The organism is Rhizobium sp. WW_1 (assembly GCF_003610155.1).
Taxonomy (GTDB): domain Bacteria; phylum Pseudomonadota; class Alphaproteobacteria; order Rhizobiales; family Rhizobiaceae; genus Rhizobium; species Rhizobium tropici_A.
On the sequence record NZ_RAIN01000006.1, the window covers coordinates 329,760 to 345,899 of the forward strand.

The 16,140-nt window shown below is 59.2% G+C and carries 15 protein-coding genes and 1 riboswitch; of the genes, 7 read left to right on the forward strand and 8 right to left on the reverse strand.

Going from position 1 to position 16,140, the window contains the following annotated elements:
- Positions 1 to 35: 35 nt before the first annotated feature.
- The 7 genes from BJ928_RS19685 to BJ928_RS19715 form a co-directional block, all read right to left on the reverse strand.
- A complete protein-coding gene (locus BJ928_RS19685) occupies positions 36 to 386 on the reverse strand; it encodes a VOC family protein (RefSeq protein ID WP_047631958.1) in 351 nt (116 codons plus the stop codon).
- Positions 387 to 444: 58 nt separating this feature from the next.
- The gene (locus BJ928_RS19690; RefSeq protein ID WP_047631957.1) at positions 445 to 921 is read right to left on the reverse strand and encodes a 6,7-dimethyl-8-ribityllumazine synthase; all 477 of its coding nucleotides are present in this window, start codon (positions 919 to 921) and stop codon (positions 445 to 447) included.
- Positions 922 to 1,009: 88 nt separating this feature from the next.
- Positions 1,010 to 1,156, reverse strand: a riboswitch (FMN riboswitch).
- 104 nt (positions 1,157 to 1,260) lie between these two features.
- Complete coding sequence (locus tag BJ928_RS19695; protein WP_120296629.1) at positions 1,261 to 2,322, reverse strand: ABC transporter ATP-binding protein; 1,062 nt, start codon at positions 2,320 to 2,322, stop codon at positions 1,261 to 1,263.
- A gap of 11 nt (positions 2,323 to 2,333) precedes the next feature.
- Positions 2,334 to 3,122, reverse strand: coding sequence for an ABC transporter permease (locus BJ928_RS19700; RefSeq protein WP_047633716.1), 789 nt, complete (start codon positions 3,120 to 3,122; stop codon positions 2,334 to 2,336).
- Positions 3,119 to 4,012, reverse strand: a complete 894-nt coding sequence (locus tag BJ928_RS19705) for an ABC transporter permease subunit (protein ID WP_047633717.1) — start codon at positions 4,010 to 4,012, stop codon at positions 3,119 to 3,121. Before BJ928_RS19705 ends, BJ928_RS19700 begins: the two co-directional genes overlap by 4 nt.
- 73 nt (positions 4,013 to 4,085) lie before the next feature.
- On the reverse strand, positions 4,086 to 5,189 hold the full coding sequence (locus tag BJ928_RS19710) for an ABC transporter substrate-binding protein (RefSeq protein ID WP_047633718.1): 1,104 nt from the start codon (positions 5,187 to 5,189) through the stop codon (positions 4,086 to 4,088).
- 187 nt (positions 5,190 to 5,376) lie between these two features.
- Positions 5,377 to 6,249: a MurR/RpiR family transcriptional regulator gene (locus BJ928_RS19715; RefSeq protein WP_047633719.1), complete on the reverse strand. Its 873-nt coding sequence runs from the start codon at positions 6,247 to 6,249 to the stop codon at positions 5,377 to 5,379.
- Between the two features lie 180 nt (positions 6,250 to 6,429).
- Here BJ928_RS19715 and BJ928_RS19720 point away from each other — a divergent pair, with 180 nt between their 5' ends.
- From BJ928_RS19720 to BJ928_RS19740, 5 genes are all read left to right on the forward strand, one after another.
- On the forward strand, positions 6,430 to 7,197 hold the full coding sequence (locus tag BJ928_RS19720; protein WP_047633720.1) for an N-formylglutamate amidohydrolase: 768 nt from the start codon (positions 6,430 to 6,432) through the stop codon (positions 7,195 to 7,197).
- 127 nt (positions 7,198 to 7,324) lie between these two features.
- The gene (locus BJ928_RS19725; RefSeq protein WP_047633721.1) at positions 7,325 to 8,896 is read left to right on the forward strand and encodes an amino acid permease; all 1,572 of its coding nucleotides are present in this window, start codon (positions 7,325 to 7,327) and stop codon (positions 8,894 to 8,896) included.
- A gap of 127 nt (positions 8,897 to 9,023) precedes the next feature.
- Positions 9,024 to 10,394, forward strand: coding sequence for a glutamine synthetase family protein (locus BJ928_RS19730; RefSeq protein WP_047633722.1), 1,371 nt, complete (start codon positions 9,024 to 9,026; stop codon positions 10,392 to 10,394).
- Between the two features lie 155 nt (positions 10,395 to 10,549).
- The gene (locus BJ928_RS19735; RefSeq protein WP_047633723.1) at positions 10,550 to 11,935 is read left to right on the forward strand and encodes an aldehyde dehydrogenase family protein; all 1,386 of its coding nucleotides are present in this window, start codon (positions 10,550 to 10,552) and stop codon (positions 11,933 to 11,935) included.
- On the forward strand, positions 11,932 to 13,080 hold the full coding sequence (locus BJ928_RS19740) for an iron-containing alcohol dehydrogenase (RefSeq protein ID WP_047633724.1): 1,149 nt from the start codon (positions 11,932 to 11,934) through the stop codon (positions 13,078 to 13,080). Before BJ928_RS19735 ends, BJ928_RS19740 begins: the two co-directional genes overlap by 4 nt.
- 109 nt (positions 13,081 to 13,189) lie before the next feature.
- Here the strand turns inward: BJ928_RS19740 and BJ928_RS19745 are convergent, their stop codons facing one another.
- Positions 13,190 to 14,647 (reverse strand): L,D-transpeptidase, encoded by a 1,458-nt coding sequence (locus tag BJ928_RS19745; protein WP_047633893.1) that lies wholly within the window; start codon positions 14,645 to 14,647, stop codon positions 13,190 to 13,192.
- A gap of 216 nt (positions 14,648 to 14,863) precedes the next feature.
- Between BJ928_RS19745 and BJ928_RS19750 the strand changes: the two genes are divergently transcribed.
- Both BJ928_RS19750 and BJ928_RS19755 read left to right on the forward strand, forming a co-directional pair.
- Positions 14,864 to 15,703, forward strand: coding sequence for a DUF4432 family protein (locus BJ928_RS19750; protein WP_047633725.1), 840 nt, complete (start codon positions 14,864 to 14,866; stop codon positions 15,701 to 15,703).
- A gap of 72 nt (positions 15,704 to 15,775) precedes the next feature.
- A complete protein-coding gene (locus BJ928_RS19755; protein WP_047633726.1) occupies positions 15,776 to 16,114 on the forward strand; it encodes a TIGR01244 family sulfur transferase in 339 nt (112 codons plus the stop codon).
- Positions 16,115 to 16,140: the final 26 nt, after the last annotated feature.

Sequence of the window (16,140 nt, forward strand, 5' to 3'; positions counted from 1 at the left end):
CCCCGGGAGCCGCTAGGGCACCCCGCACGCGCAGGCTAGCGGTGGGAGAGGATATTGACCACCTTGCCGAAGGGATCGCGAACATAGAAACGGCGAACGCCCCAGGGCTCATCCGTAAGGTCATATAATATGCCGAAACCCATGGTGGTGGCGCGCTGATAGACCGTATCGACATCGTCAACTTCGATCGAAAGATCGGGGACGACGGTACCTGAGCCGCCTTCGCTGGCGACGCTGAGTTGCGGCACGGTTGCCGCTTCCGACGCGAAGGTGACGATCCAGCCGTGGTCCATGACGATGTCGAGGCCGAGCAGGTCATGATAAAATTGCCGAGCTGTCGCGGGATCGGCGGCAGGCAGATTCGGGATGATGCGTAGGACGGTCACTGACGTTTCTCCCTCGTGATGTGGAGGCGGGCTTGCGCCTCGCCTCCTCGGTGCTGGTTCAGACCGTGACGGCCGGCAGCAACTTTGCGCGTTCGTTGAGGATATGGCGGCAGGCGCTCGCCACTTCACGGCCCTTGATGATGAAATGTTCCTTGAAGAACTGGATATGCGCTTCTGACTCCTGGAAATGATGCGGCGTCAGCACGGCCGAGAGGATCGGAACGCCGGTATCCAGCTGGACACGCATCATCGCATCGAGAACGGTATTGGCAACGAACTCATGGCGATAGATGCCACCGTCGACAACGAAAGCGGTGGCGACGATCGCGGAATAGCGGCCGTTGCGGGCAAGGGTCTGTGCATGCAGCGGAATTTCCAGTGCGCCGGGAACGTCGAAGATATCGATCGGCGATGCGCCTTCTGTCGTCTGCCATTCGGCGACGAAGGAATCGACCGAGCGATCGACGATGTCGGCATGCCAGCGGGCCCGAATGATCGCAATGCGGCTCGGCTGGGTAGAGATAGAAATGGTCATGAATTTTGCCTTTCAAGGGTTGTTGTCAATTATCCCTTGGGCGAACACGCATGCACGCAGCGCTCCCCGCGCGGAGGAGGTGCGACCTGCTTGCTCTCTTCCATCCGGACTATACCGTCGGCTCCGGCCTCTCACCGGATCTGCTGACCCTTCCGAAAGCTCGGAAGGCGCTCGCGGGCTCGGGGAAAATCCCCATACCGCCGGTGGGGAATTGCACCCCGCCCTGAGAACATGTGGACTATAAATGCATTTGCGCAGCGAAATCAAAGAAAAACGCCGGGCTTTTGGCCCGGCGTTCGCGAATAATTTTCCAAACTGTCTTCCAGCTCAGGCTTGTGCTCAATCCTGAATGACGAGCAGGTCGGCCGAGGCGAAACGCAGCGTTACCTTCTCGCCCACACTCGGAGGCATCATGCCGGGGCTGTTGAACATGTCGAAGGAAATCGTGTTGCCGGCAACGTTCATCCGCGTGCGGATGACCGAGCCCAGGAAGTGGGCCGAGGAGACCTCGCCGGTCAATGCGGTATCACCCTTGGCCGATTCCGCCAGCGAGCCGGCTTCTGGGCGCAGGGCGAGCGATACGGTATCGCCCGGCTTGTAGGCCGTAACCGACTGCTTCAGGGTGACGCCCTGATCACCGATCATGATGCGGTTGCTATCGGGGTCGACGACCTTGCCTTCGATCAGGTTCAGCGTACCGACGAATGAGGCGACAAAGCGGGTGGCCGGCGTGTTGTAGATCTCGAAGGGCGTGCCGATCTGATCGGCGCGGCCGGCATTCATCACGACGATGCGGTCGGAGATCGACAGCGCCTCTTCCTGATCGTGCGTCACGAACACGGTGGTGATGCCGAGCTGCTGCTGGATCGCGCGGATTTCCTCGCGCAGCGAGATGCGGATCTTCGCGTCGAGAGCCGAGAGTGGTTCGTCAAGCAGCAGGACCTGAGGCTTGACGGCGATGGCGCGGGCGAGCGCGACGCGCTGCTGCTGGCCGCCGGACATCTGATACGGATAGCGGGCGGCAAGATGATCGAGCTTGATGAGAGCAAGCATCTCTTTCACGCGCTTGTCGATGTCGGGCTTTGCCATGCCGGCAACCTTGAGGCCGAAGGCGACGTTGTCATGCACCGTCATGTTCGGAAACAGTGCATAGGCCTGGAAGACCATGCCGATATTGCGCTGGTTCGGCTTCAGCGCCCGCTGATCCTTGCCGTTGATCGACAGATTGCCGGCGGTCGGGGTTTCGAAACCGGCGATCATGCGCAGCACGGTCGTCTTGCCGCAACCCGACGGTCCGAGGAAGGAGATGAACTCTCCCTTCTCGATGTTCATGTTGAAATCGTGAACGACGTGGACGTCGCCGAAGGACTTCTTGATGTGGGTGAGTTCGAGAAAAGCCATGGTGAGGAGCCTTACGCCTTAATCGGAGCCATTTTGGAGAAGCGGGAAACGAGCTGCAGGAAGCCCATGCTGAGCCAGGTAACTGCAAGCGCGATGATGGCCAGTGCCGAGGATTGATAAGCCTGGTTGGCGCCGACGAGCTGCATGTAGGGGCCGAAAGCCGGCCGGTTGAGCAACGATGCCATTGTGAATTCGCCCATGACAATCGCCAGCGTGATGAAGGCGCCGGAAAGGACACCGCTCATGACATTGGGGAAAATGCAGCGGAACATGATGGTCGTCCACTTCGCGCCAAGGCTTTCCGCCGCTTCCGTCAGGGTGCCGACATCGATCGTGCGCATCGCCGTATCGACCGAACGATACATATAGGGGAGCGACAAGACAATATAGGAGCAGACGAGAAGGAAGTTCGTCGTCTGTTCGAAGCCCGTCAGAGGCAGGATCGATGACGAATTATAGAGGCGCAGATAGCCGAAGACGATGACGATTGCGGGGATGACGAGCGGCATCAGGGTGATGAATTCGACGATCGGCCGGATCTGCGGCAGGCGAAGCCGGACCCAATAGGCCGTCGGCACGACGAGCAGCATGCCGACGATGATGGTCAGCACCGCCATCAGCATCGAATAGCCGAACGCGTAAAGGAAGCGCGAGTCGGAAAAGACCGACGCATAGGCGTCGAAACTATAGGCATTGCGGCGCATGCGCAGCGAGAATTCCAGCGTGCCGATGAGCGGAACGATGAAATAGATGGCGCCGATGACGACCGCGATCCAGGCAAGGAATTTTTGCAGCTTCATTTCTGCCACCGTTCTGCGCGCATGCGCATGATGATGTAGATGATGTTCGATATGCCGGTGATGACGATCATGCCGAGCGCCATCGCGTAGCCGAGGTTGGCGTTGTGCAGAACGTCGCCGCGGATCTGCGCATAGAGCTGGATCGGGATGATGTTCAGCGAGCTGCCCGTCAGCGCGATGGCCGTTGCGATGGCGCCGAAGGCGTTGGCAAACAGCAGCAGCGTCGTGCCAAGCAGGCTCGGCCAGAGGATGGGCAGGGCGACCATCAGCCAATATTGCTTGTTGGTCGCTCCGAGAATGGAGGCGGCTTCACGCCATTCCTTCTTCATACCGTCCAGGGCGGGAGTGATGATCAGCACCATCAGTGGAATCTGGAAATACATGTATGTGAGGGTCAAGCCGACAAAGCTATAGAGATTGAAGCCCTTCTGAAAAATGTCGATGCCAAGCCAGTTCTTCACCAGCAGCGTGACGAGGCCCAGGCGACCTATCGTGGCGATGAATGCAAAGGCCAGAGGTACACCGGCGAAATTCGAAGCAACGCCGGAAAAGGTCAGGAACGCATGGCGTATCCAGGTCGGAAGTCCACCCATGACCAAGGCCCAGGCCAGATAGAAGCCGATCAGCGCGCCGCCAACGGCGGAGGCGACCGATACTTTTATGCTGATCCAATAGGAGTCCATAATGGATTTGGTGAAGAGATCCCCGATGTTCTTCAGCGTCAGGCTGCCATCCGGCGTCAGAAAGGCGCCGGCAATCAGATAGATCGTTGGGAGAATCAGAAACAGCAGCGCGAAGAGCAGGAAGGGCGCGATGCCCAGCCAGTCGACAACCACGCGCTTGTTGATCATGGGAGTGGAACTGACTGTCGATGTTGTGACGATGCTCATGATTGGCCCAATCCGCGGCGTCAAAAAAACGGAAAACCTCCCCGTCGAAACGGGGAGGTCATGCTAGGTCGGATTACTGTACGTTCGAACCGACGACAGAATCCCACTTGGTGGTGATCGCAGCCTTGCCGGCATCCTGCTCGTCGAGCGTCGGGAACACGGCCTTTTCATAGGCGGCAGCCGGCGGCAGCTTGTCGAGAAGTTCCTGCGGAACCTTCTTGTTCTTCGCCAGGTCGTTGAAGCGGATCGGGTGGCAATAGCCCTTCAGCCAGCCGATCTGGCCTTCGTCCGAATAGAGGAACTCCATCCAGAGCTTGGCAGCGTTCGGGTGCGGAGCGTAGGCCGAGATCGCCTGCACGTAGACGCCAGCGATGACGCCCGAAGCCGGAACGGTGACGTCAACCGGCGGGTTGCCGTTCAGGCTGTCGCGCCAGGAAAGACCGTTATAGTCCCATGCGACGACGATCGGGGTAGCACCCTGAGCGAGCGAGGCGGACTTGCCGATAACCGGAACGAAGTTGCCAGCCTTGTTGAGCTTGGCGAAGTAGTCGAGGCCAGCGGCGCCGACCTTGGTGGCGTCCTTCTCGCCGGCAGCGAGGCCAGCGGCGTAGACGGCCTGAACGGCCTGGTTCGACGTGCGCGGGTCGCCGGCGAGCGAAACGGTGTTGGCATATTCCGGCTTCAGGAGGTCAGCCCAGTCCTTCGGCGGGTTCTTCACGACGTCCTTGTTGGTGACGAAGGAGAGAACGCCATAATAGTCGCCGTACCAGTAGCCTTCGGCATCCTTGGCGCTGTCCGGAATGGAATCCCAGGTGGAGACCTTGTACGGCTGCAGCAGGCCTTCCTTCTTGGCGGTCGGGCCGAAGGAGAGACCGACGTCGATCACGTCGGGAGCCTGCGGGCCGGTGTTGCCCTTGTTGGCGCGGATTGCTTCGACTTCATCGCCCGAACCGGCATCCGGGTTCAGTTCGTTGACTTCAATGCCGTACTTTGCCTTGAATGCAGCGATCAGATCGCCATAACCGCACCAGTTGTGGGGCAGAGCGATGGTGGTCAGCGTGCCTTCCTTCTTGGCGGCAGCGATGAGGTCGGCGCTCGGCTCTGCGGCGGCGATTGCGCTCGAAGCGACGAGCATCGCTGTGGAGATGGTCAGAAGACGATGAATTTTCGCGATCACTGTATTTCCTCCTTTTGGGTTTTCAGTGTCTGGCGTTGCTGTTAATGACGTTACATGAAGGTTGTGTGACGGCTGCAAGGCGTTGCGTTTGCTGAAAACGCAGTTGATTTTGCTTCTAGTCGACAAGTGTGACAGTCGCTGCATTTCATACCGCTTCATGACACGTTATTTTATGTTTCGGTTCCCTTCAGCTCAGCTTGCGAAACAATTTGGTCTGCTCGAAAAGGCCTTCCAGCGTTTTCATGCGCTCGCTCGTCTCGTCCCATGTTGAGCTTTGCACGGCTTCGATGAGGGCTTCGACGATGAAGAGTGTGACGACCGATGAGTCCCAGGCTGAGGGCGCCTCGATCTGCACGCGGAAGGTGTGTTTGGCGTGCTTGGCGGCGGGCGTCGCCCACTGGTCGGTGAAGACGATGATTTCGGCGCCGCGCCGGCGGGCGGCGGCGGCCAGATTGACCATCTCCTGCTCGTATCGCCTGATATCGAATATGATGAGCAGGTCGCCCGGATTCATGTTCAGGACATATTGCGGCCAGGCGCTCGAATTGGAAGAAAGCAGCGTCGTATTGGGCCGGATGACCTGCATGTGCGTGAAGAAATACTCGGCAAGTGCTCCCGTGATGCGGCCACCCACGAAATAAAGCCCGCGTTTTCTTTCCGACAGCAGCGCGGCAACGCTATCGAAGGTCGCCACGTCGATATCCGATAGCGTCTGTCGCAGATTGCCTGTGATGGCGTCGGCGAAACGATTGAGGATATGCGTGCCGGGTGCGTTCGATGCCCAACGATCGTGCTTCGTCAGCGGGTTGGAGATCGTTGCCTCGACTTCCTGATGAAGATGGGCCTGGAAGTCCGGATACCCCTTGTATCCGAGCTTCTGTACCATGCGCGCGACCGTCGGGGTCGAGACGCGCGCATTTTCGGCAACCGTTGTAATGCTGCCCAACCCGGAAACGGGATAGTTGTCGAGCAGGCTCTTGGCGAGCTGCTTTTCGGCGCGCGTCAGCGTGTCAAAGCGCGCGTTGATCACGTCCGAAACTGTCTTCGACGTATTGCTCACTCGATTTTTGCTCCCCGGAACGGTCTGATGCCGCTTTCCTCTCAGGATATAACAACGCTGTCACATTTCGAGTCAATGTCACAAATGAAGAAATAATTTCAGTTTTCAGTTGACAGTGACAGAAACCTGAAGAATTCTTTTCTTATAAACATTTTATTAATCGGCAACGGGGCGTCTCCGATGCTTGCACAGCAAGGCATTTTGACGAAGGCGGACGGCGATTGCGTTGCAGTCGAAAGGCCGGATGGAAACAGTGCGGTTCTGCTCATCTGTGAGCATGCTTCCCGCGCGCTTCCGGAGCGGTTCGGCGATCTTGGTCTTTCCGCCGAGGCGCTTTCGAGCCACATCGCCTGGGACCCAGGGGCACTCGCGGTTGCAAGAGGAATATCTGCCGGCTTGAATGCCACTTTGGTTTTTCAGCGCTTCTCGCGCCTGATCTATGATTGCAACCGGCCGCCCGAAAGCTCAGGCGCCATGCCCGAGACAAGCGAGATCTACGCTATTCCGGGCAACCGACATCTGGGCGAGGCGGATCGGCAGGCGCGCACGGAAGGGCTTTATATACCGTTTCACGATCGAATCCGGGCACTCCTGAAAGAGCGGGCGGCACGCGGACAAAAAACCGTGATCGTGACAATCCACAGCTTCACGCCGGTCTATAACGGCAAAGCGCGGGCGGTGGAGCTTGGCATTCTGCATGACGAAGACCGTTGGCTGGCCGATCGCATGCTGAACGCGGCGGCCGAAGCGCCGCTCTATCAGACCGAGCGCAACCAGCCCTACGGGCCTGAAGACGGCGTCACCCATACGCTGAAGCTGCATGGGATCGACAACGGCCTGCATAACGTAATGATCGAGGTCCGCAACGACCTCATTCAAGATGACGTCGGCCAAGGGGTCATGGCCGATTATCTGACAGGGCTTCTCCAGAACAGTCTGGAAGCCTGAGTACAAAAAGAAAAAGACCCCGGGGAGCAGTTCAACTGCGATCAGGCCGCACGGCAAAATGCCGGCGGCTCATGCGACACATGGTACTCCGCAATCCCGCGGACGACCGGGTTTAAGGGGGAATGACATGGCTGAGTATACAGAGTCAGACAAAAAGCAGGATGTTCATATCCTGCACTCCATGGGCTATGCCCAGGAGTTGGAACGGCGCATGAGTTCGTTTTCTAATTTCGCCATTTCCTTCTCCATCATTTGCATTCTATCCGGCGGTATCAACTCGCTTGCACAGGCGACATCGGGCGCCGGCGGTGCCGCGATCGGTATCGGCTGGCCGCTCGGCTGCCTGATTTCAGGTGTTTTCGCGCTGTCGATGGCACAGATTTCCTCGGCCTATCCCACGGCCGGCGGCCTTTATCACTGGGGCTCGATCCTTGGCAACCGCTTTACGGGCTGGCTGACGGCTTGGCTCAATCTTCTCGGCCTGATCACCGTGCTTGGCGCGATCAATGTCGGGACCTGGGGTTTCTTCAGCGGCTCCATCGCCGGCTGGTTCGGCATTGCCGTCGATACCAATACCTCGGCAGGTTTCGCCAATCAGATCATTTTCGTCGCCGTCATCACCGGTCTGCAGGCCCTAATCAACCACTTCGGCATCAAGCTCACCGCAAAGCTGACCGACATGTCCGGCTACCTGATCTTCGCTGCGGCGATCGCGCTGACCATCGTCTGCCTGATCGGCGTGAAGAGCTGGGATATCAGCCGCATCTGGACCTTCACCAACTATTCCGGCACGCCGGAGGGTGATTCCTCGGTTTGGCCGAAGATGGACAATATCTGGTACGTCTTTGCCCTCGGTCTCTTGCTGCCGATCTACACGATCACGGGGTATGACGCTTCGGCGCATACGTCGGAAGAGACCGTCAAGGCCTCAAGCTCCGTGCCGCGCGGCATGGTCTCTTCGGTCTGGTGGTCGTCGCTGTTCGGCTACATCATGCTGCTGGCCTTCCTCCTGGCCATCCCGGACATGAACGAAGCGTCGAAACAGGGCTGGAACGTCTTCTTCTGGACGATCAACAGCATCACCAATCCTGTCGTCGCTAACATACTTTACGTCGCGATCTTCATCTCGCAGCTCCTGTGCGGCTTGGCGACAGTCACATCGGCGTCGCGCATGATCTATGCCTTCTCGCGCGATGGCGGTCTGCCATTCTCGAAATCGCTTGCCGGCGTCAGCCCGAAGTTCCGCACGCCCGCCGTCGCCATCTGGACGGCCGCGATCCTAGCGGTCCTGTTCGTCTGGGGTGCTTCGCTCGTCACGATCGCCGGCTCTTCGGCCTATACCATCGTGGTATCGTGCACGGTCATCTTCCTGTTCCTCTCCTTCACCGTGCCGATCGTGCTCGGTATCAAGGCGATCGGAACTGCGAAATGGCCGAAGATGGGGCCGTGGAACATGGGTATCGGCACTTACAAGCTGGTCTCGGTTCTTGTGGTCGTTGCCATGGCGATCATCTTCATCATCGGCGTGCAGCCGCCGAATGAATGGGCGCTCTACATCACCATCGGCTTCCTGGTGCTGACGGCAATCGTCTGGTTCGCCTTCGAGAAGCGTCGTTTCCAGGGCCCGCCGATCGGTGACATGATCGCCAAGCGTCAGGCCGATATCGCCGCTGCCGAACGGGCCGTTGGCGAGGTGTGATCCTCCTCCATCCTCTATCCGGCGGGGCCGCAGCCGCGGCCCCATCCAACTTGACGCGCGGCTTCGGGCAACAGATCCGGCAGCGCCGCCGTTCGATCACTCTTCTATCTTCTAGGCGGACCAAATTATGAGCAGCAGCTATACGTTCGACGACCTCAAAAAGGATGTAGCCGAGGGGCGCATCGATACGGTTCTGGCATGCCAGGTTGACATGCAGGGCAGGTTGATGGGCAAGCGTTTCCAGGCGGAATTCTTCATCGAGAGCGCCTGGAAGGAAACGCATAGCTGCAACTACCTGCAGGCGACCGACATCGAGATGGAGACCGTCTCCGGCTATAAGTCGACCAGCTGGGAGAAGGGCTACGGCGACTACACGATGAAGCCTGACCTCGCCACGCTGCGCCGCATTCCCTGGCTGGAAGGCACGGCATTGGTTCTCTGCGACGTTCTCGATCATCATACGCATGAGGAAGTCGCGCATTCGCCGCGCGCCATCCTCAAGAAGCAGGTCAAGCGTCTCGAAGCGATGGGCATAAAGGCCTACATGGCCTCGGAGCTCGAATTCTTCCTGTTCGACCAGAGCTATGACAGTGCCCGCGAATCCGGCTATCGCAACCTCAATCTCGTCAGCGGCTACAACGAGGATTACCACATCTTCCAGACCACGAAGGAAGAGGATGTGATGCGGGCGATCCGCAAGGGACTGCAGGGTGCCGAGATCCCGGTTGAAAACTCCAAGGGCGAGGCCTCCGCCGGTCAGGAGGAGATCAACGTCCGCTATGCTGATGCCCTCACCATGGCCGACCGCCATGCCATCATCAAGAATGGCTGCAAGGAGATTGCCTGGGCGAAGGGCAAGGCGATCACGTTCCTGGCGAAGTGGAACTACAGCGCTGCCGGCAGCTCCTCTCATATTCATCAGTCGCTCTGGAGCGCCGATGGCAAGACGCCGTTGTTCTTCGACAAGGAAAAAGAACACGGCATGACGCCGATGATGAAGCACTATGTCGCCGGCCTTCTGACCCATGCCAGCGAAATTACCTATTTCCTTGCGCCCTATATCAACTCCTACAAGCGCTTTGTTGCCGGCACCTTCGCACCCACCAAGGCTATCTGGAGCACCGACAATCGCACGGCCGGCTATCGCCTATGCGGTGCGGACACGAAGAGCATTCGCATCGAATGCCGCGTCGGCGGCTCCGACCTCAATCCCTACCTCGCTTTCGCGGCCCTGATCGCAGCCGGTATCGACGGTATCGAGAACAAGCTCGAGCTTGAAGCGCCCTTCGTCGGCGACGCCTACGGCGCACGCGAGGTTCGCGAAATTCCACGCACGCTGCGTGGCGCGACCGAGGCCCTGGCCAATTCGAAAATGCTGCGCGCTGCTTTCGGCGATGACGTTATCGATCACTATACTCGTGCTGCCGAATGGGAGCAGGAGGAGTACGATCGTCGCATTACCGATTGGGAAGTGGCGCGTGGATTCGAAAGAGCGTAAGGCTTTTTACGATCTGCCTCTTGCCCGATTTTCATTCTATCATCGGGCAGGGGTGCCGGGATGTTTTTCCTGTTTGCCGTTTCCCCTTTCAATGCGGCTGCAGGTTGTGCAACATCCGGCAATCAATGGATGACCAAGAAAACAGGAAATCGATCATGACGATGATCACATGCGTCTCCCCGGTGAACGGAGAGGTTTATGCCGAGCGTCCGGCGCTGTCGCTGGATGCCGCCAAGGAAGTCGTGGCACGCGCCCGCAAGGCGCAGAAGGATTGGGCGCGCCGCCCGCTGGAAGATCGCGTCCAGCTCGTGCTGAGGGGCGTTGCCCGGCTCAATGAGATGGCCGATGTGGTCGTACCCGAGCTTGCATGGCAGATGGGGCGGCCGATCAAGTATGGTGGCGAATATCGCGGCTTCAACGAGCGCTCGAACTATGTCGCCTCGATCGCCGCCGATGCGCTTGCGCCCCTGGTGGTCGAAGACAGCGCCAATTTTGCCCGCCGTATCGAGCGCGAGCCGCATGGCGTCGTCTTCGTCATCGCGCCGTGGAATTATCCCTATATGACGGCGATCAACACGATCGCCCCAGCGCTGATGGCTGGCAACACCGTCATCCTCAAGCACGCCAGCCAGACGCTGCTGGTTGGCGAGCGGCTCGTTCAGGCCTTCGTCGAAGCCGGTGTTCCTGCCGACGTCTTCCAGAATGTCTTTCTCGATCACGAAACGACTTCCGCACTGATTGCGGCCGGAAGCTTCAACTTCGTCAATTTCACCGGTTCAGTCGAAGGCGGCCGGTCGATCGAGCGCGCCGCTGCCGGCACCTTTACCAGCCTCGGGCTGGAGCTTGGCGGCAAGGACCCGGGGTATGTCATGGAAGACGCCGATCTCGACGCTGCCGTCGACACGCTGATGGATGGCGCCACCTTCAATTCCGGCCAATGCTGCTGCGGCATCGAGCGCATCTATGTGCATGAATCGCTCTACGACAGCTTCGTCGAGAAGTCGGTCGCCTGGGTGTCGAATTACAAGCTCGGCAATCCTCTTGATCCCGAGACCTCGCTTGGGCCGATGGCACACAAGCGCTTTGCCAAGGTTGTGCGCGAACAGATCGCCGATGCCGTTGCCAAGGGCGCCAAGGCGCTGGTCGATCCCAAGCTGTTTCCGGCCGATGACGGTGGCGCCTATCTCGCGCCGCAGATCCTCGTCAATGTCGATCATTCCATGACTTTCATGCGCGAGGAAACCTTTGGCCCGGCCGTTGGCATCATGAAGGTGAAGAGCGATGCGGAAGCGCTGGAGCTGATGAACGACAGCCCCTACGGCCTGACGGCTTCGCTCTGGACCAAGGATGTCGAGCGCGCTTCGCGCATCGGCCGCGAGATCGAAACCGGGACTGTCTTCATGAACCGCGCCGATTATCTCGATCCGGCACTGTGCTGGACCGGCGTCAAGGAAACCGGCCGTGGCGGCTCGCTTTCCATTATCGGTTTCCACAACTTGACGCGTCCGAAATCCTATCACCTGAAGAAAGTAACAGCATGAGCAATATCTCAGCCAATTGGAGCTATCCGAACGCCTTCAAGCTCGGCCGTGGCCGTATCAAGGAACTCGCGGACGCCTGCAAGAGCCTGGGCATGAAGAAGCCGCTTCTGGTCACTGATCGGGGACTTGCCTCGATGGCGATCACGGCGACGGCGCTGGACATTCTGGAGGATGCAGGCCTCGGCCGTGCGATCTTCGCTGACGTCGATCCGAATCCGAACGAGAAAAACCTCGAAGCAGGTGTGAAGGCGTTCAAGGATGGCGGTCATGACGGCGTTGTCGCCTTCGGTGGTGGCTCCGGCCTCGATCTCGGCAAGTGCGTTGCCTTCATGGCCGGCCAGACGCGGCCGGTCTGGGACTTCGAAGATATCGGCGATTGGTGGACCCGCGCCAGCCTCGAAGGCATCGCGCCGATCGTCGCAGTGCCGACGACGGCCGGTACCGGCTCGGAGGTCGGCCGCGCCAGCGTCATCACCAATTCCGCAACGCATGTGAAGAAGATCATCTTCCATCCGAAGTTCCTGCCGGGCGTCGTTATCGCCGATCCGGAACTGACCGTGGGAATGCCGAAGGTCATCACGGCCGGCACCGGCATGGACGCGTTTGCCCATTGCCTGGAAGCCTATTCCTCGCCCTTCTATCACCCGATGTCGGCCGGTATCGCGCTCGAAGGCATGCGGCTCGTCAAGGAGTTCCTGCCGCGCGCCTATCGCGAGGGAACCGATCTCGAAGCGCGTGCCAACATGATGAGCGCGGCCGCCATGGGTGCCGTCGCCTTCCAGAAGGGTCTTGGAGCGATCCACGCGCTCTCGCATCCGATTGGTGCCGTCTACAATACGCATCACGGCATGACCAACGCCGTCGTCATGCCGGCGGTCCTGCGTTTCAACCGCAAGGCTATCGAGGACAAGATTGCCCGCGCTGCAGCCTATCTCGGCATTTCGGGCGGTTTCGACGGTTTCTATGATTATGTGCTGAAGCTGCGCTCTGAGCTTGGCGTGCCGGAAAGCCTTTCGGCCATGGGCATTACCCCCGACCGGATCGACGAGCTTTCGGCCATGGCGATCGAAGATCCGAGCGCCGGCGGCAATCCGGTGCCGATGACCCTTGAAAACACCAAGGCTCTCTTCCGGGATTGCTTCTGATCCCGCCGATCAACTGCTGATGCGCGGGACGAATTAGGCTGCGTATCGGGTCAAACAAAAAAGCCGCCGGGCGATCCGGCGGCTTCTTTATCGATGTCATATTTCCCGATCAATCGACGAATTCGACGACCACGCCCGGCTTGACCATCTTGGCAAGCTCCGTCGCATCCCAGTTGGTGAGGCGCACGCAACCATGGCTCTGCGTCTTGCCGATCCTTGAAGGGTCTGGCGTGCCGTGGATACCGTAGGTCGGCTTCGACAGGGCCATCCAGACAGTACCGACCGGGCCGTTCGGGCCTGGCGGAATGTTGAGAACCTTGTCGTTTCCGGCTTGCTGGAAGTTGATCTTCGGATTGTAGGTGTAGCCCGGATTGAAGGCGACGCGCTCGACCGTGACCGTGCCTGACGGCGAGGGCGTGTCGGCCGAACCGATGCTGGCCGGGTAGGCGGCGATCAGCGTGTTGTTGGCGTCATAGGCGAAAACCTGCTTGCGGCCCTTGTCGGCAAGGATCTTGGCGACCGTGCCCGTCTTGCCCGGGCCGGTGTTGACGACCTTGATGGTGCTGCCCGGCACGGTGAAATCGACGCCGGGGTTGAGCGCCTTCAGATAGCCCTCATCCATATGGAAGCGTTCCGCCAGCATTTCCGTCGTCGAGGTGTAGCCGAGCGAGGGCATCTGGGCCTTGGCCGCATAGTCCTCGGGGATCGAGGCGACGTAGGGGCCAGCGGCATCGGCTGCCGTGATCGTATAGTTGACGATCGGCATGCCGCCGGACATGCGCAGCTGTTCCAGAATCCAATCCGTATTGTTGGGATCGAGCGTCTGGCCGGTCATCTGCTGATAGGCGTAGATCGCCTTGGTGACGTTCGCGCCCATGCGTCCGTCGATGGCGCCTGGCGAAATGCCCTGCCGCGCGAGGAAGACCTCCAGCGCGGTGATCTCCATCTTCGACTTGCCCTTGAGCGTGATGACGGGTTCGGCCGTCGGCCTGTTGATGATGTCGGGCGTGTTCTGCTGCGGATCGATCGATGCGTAGTCGCTGCCGTTCGGGGTCGTCTGGCCCTGGCTTTTTCCCGGTAGCGGCTGATTGTCGAGCGGCTGACGCTGGATATCGCCATCGCGCGGAATGCCGCCGGTGACCACACCACGATCCTGCTGATCGTAACCATTGTCAGGGGCGCCGTCGTAGTTTCCGTAGCTGTCGGTGCGATACTGACGATAGTCCTGATAGTTGCCGTTGTTCGAAAGCTGCGTATCGCCATAGCGGCCGCCGTTATCACCGTAGCCGTCACGGGCAGGGGCGCGGGGATAATAGGTGCTGGCCTTCATTTCAGTAGCAACGACATTGCCGTAGGCATCGATCAGAACGCGCCGTCCACGTCCATCACGGGCCATGGAATATCCGCCGCCGTAAGGATATTGATCAAGAATTCTGCCGTCCGGAGTGACTAGAACCGTATTGCCATTGCCGGCACGGTAGTATTGTGCCTGTGCATCCGTGAGCGCGAGCACAGAGACGGCGGCAGTCGCTGCCAAGGTTAAACTCAATTTTACGAACCGGTTCACGTCTGTCGAATCCTTGGGATAGTCGTTCGGCTGACACACACATGGCAATTTTGACGCCAGTATGGAAATTTAGATTATCATGCTGAATAAAATATAAAAATTTGCGTGATCAAGCCTTCAAGTTAACGATCGGTAAGTTAAACCACCATTTATTTGCTCCGCGTTTCATGATGGGACAACGTCTGCGCGCGGAGCCAGTCAGGAGGATTTTGTGGAATGATGGATTTTGCCGCGGCCAAGGGGCCGAAGCTGATGCTGGATGAAACCTCCGTTCTGGACATCGGTGCCTGCATCGTCGATGGGAACAATCTCGCGCCCGGACGCGCTATTCCCGATGATGGCGATCCCCGCATCGACCATTCGCTGGAGGGGTTCCTCTTCACCTGCGGGCCGGATCATATCCGTCATCCGCAGCCGATGACGGGTGCTTTCGACGGGCGGCGCTACCCTCTGCATGGTTCCTTCTCTTCTCATCCAGCCAACATTCTCTGGACGAAGTTCGAGGATGGCAATGCGGAATGCCGCGCCGATATCGATGTCGTCACCGCCGAGGGACGTACGGCGCGGTTGGAGCGTCTTTGGCGGATCGATGGTGCGACGGGCGAGGTTTCTCTTGCGGATCGCATCGTCAATACGAGCGCCGAGGCGATGCCGGTTTTTCTGATGTATCACATGAATGTCGGCGGCAAGTGGTTCGACAACGGCACACGCCTTGCCGGGCAGATGCTGGAGCGTGGCGGATTTCCCTGGACTTTTGGCGAGCCGGAAGGGGATATCTTCTGCGTGCCAGCCGTTGAGAAGGGAAATGACTGGGCCGAGATCAACCTCGGCCCGATCGCGGCTATCGACAATAAGACGTTGAGGGTCCGTTTCGGCACCGATACGCTGCCCTTCCTGCAGGTTTGGCGCAATCAGCGCGCACCCGCGCATGTGCTCGGCATCGAGCCGGTTTCGCATCGCTGGGTGTCCCGCGCCGAACTGGAGGAGGCGGGTGAATTCAATATTCTCCAGCCAGGCGAAGCCCGCAATTTCATGCTCAACTTTGCCTTCGTTTGAGAGCCTGCCGCGGTTGACGCTCGCCCTATGGCGGCGTAGATCAAGGCCACGGTTTTAGAGAGGACATGAACCATGGATATCCGCCCGATCGACGATGAATACTCGGTATCCGGCCAGATTGCCGTAGATGATCTCGATGAGATCAAGGCACTCGGTTTCAAGTCCATCGTCTGCCATCGCCCCGATGGCGAAAGCCCGGATCAGACGCCGTTCGGCGTTATCGAAGCCCGCGCCAAGGAACTCGGCCTTGAGATTACCCATGTGCCCGTTGGACCGATGGGCGTGACCGAAGAGGCCGTGCAGGGCATGGTCGATGCGCTGGATGAGTTTCCGCGACCGATGCTCGGCTATTGCCGCTCGGGTGCGCGTTCCACGGCGATCTATCAGAAGACGCATCACATTCGCGGTTAAGTGGGTTATCGGCCCGGCTTTTCATC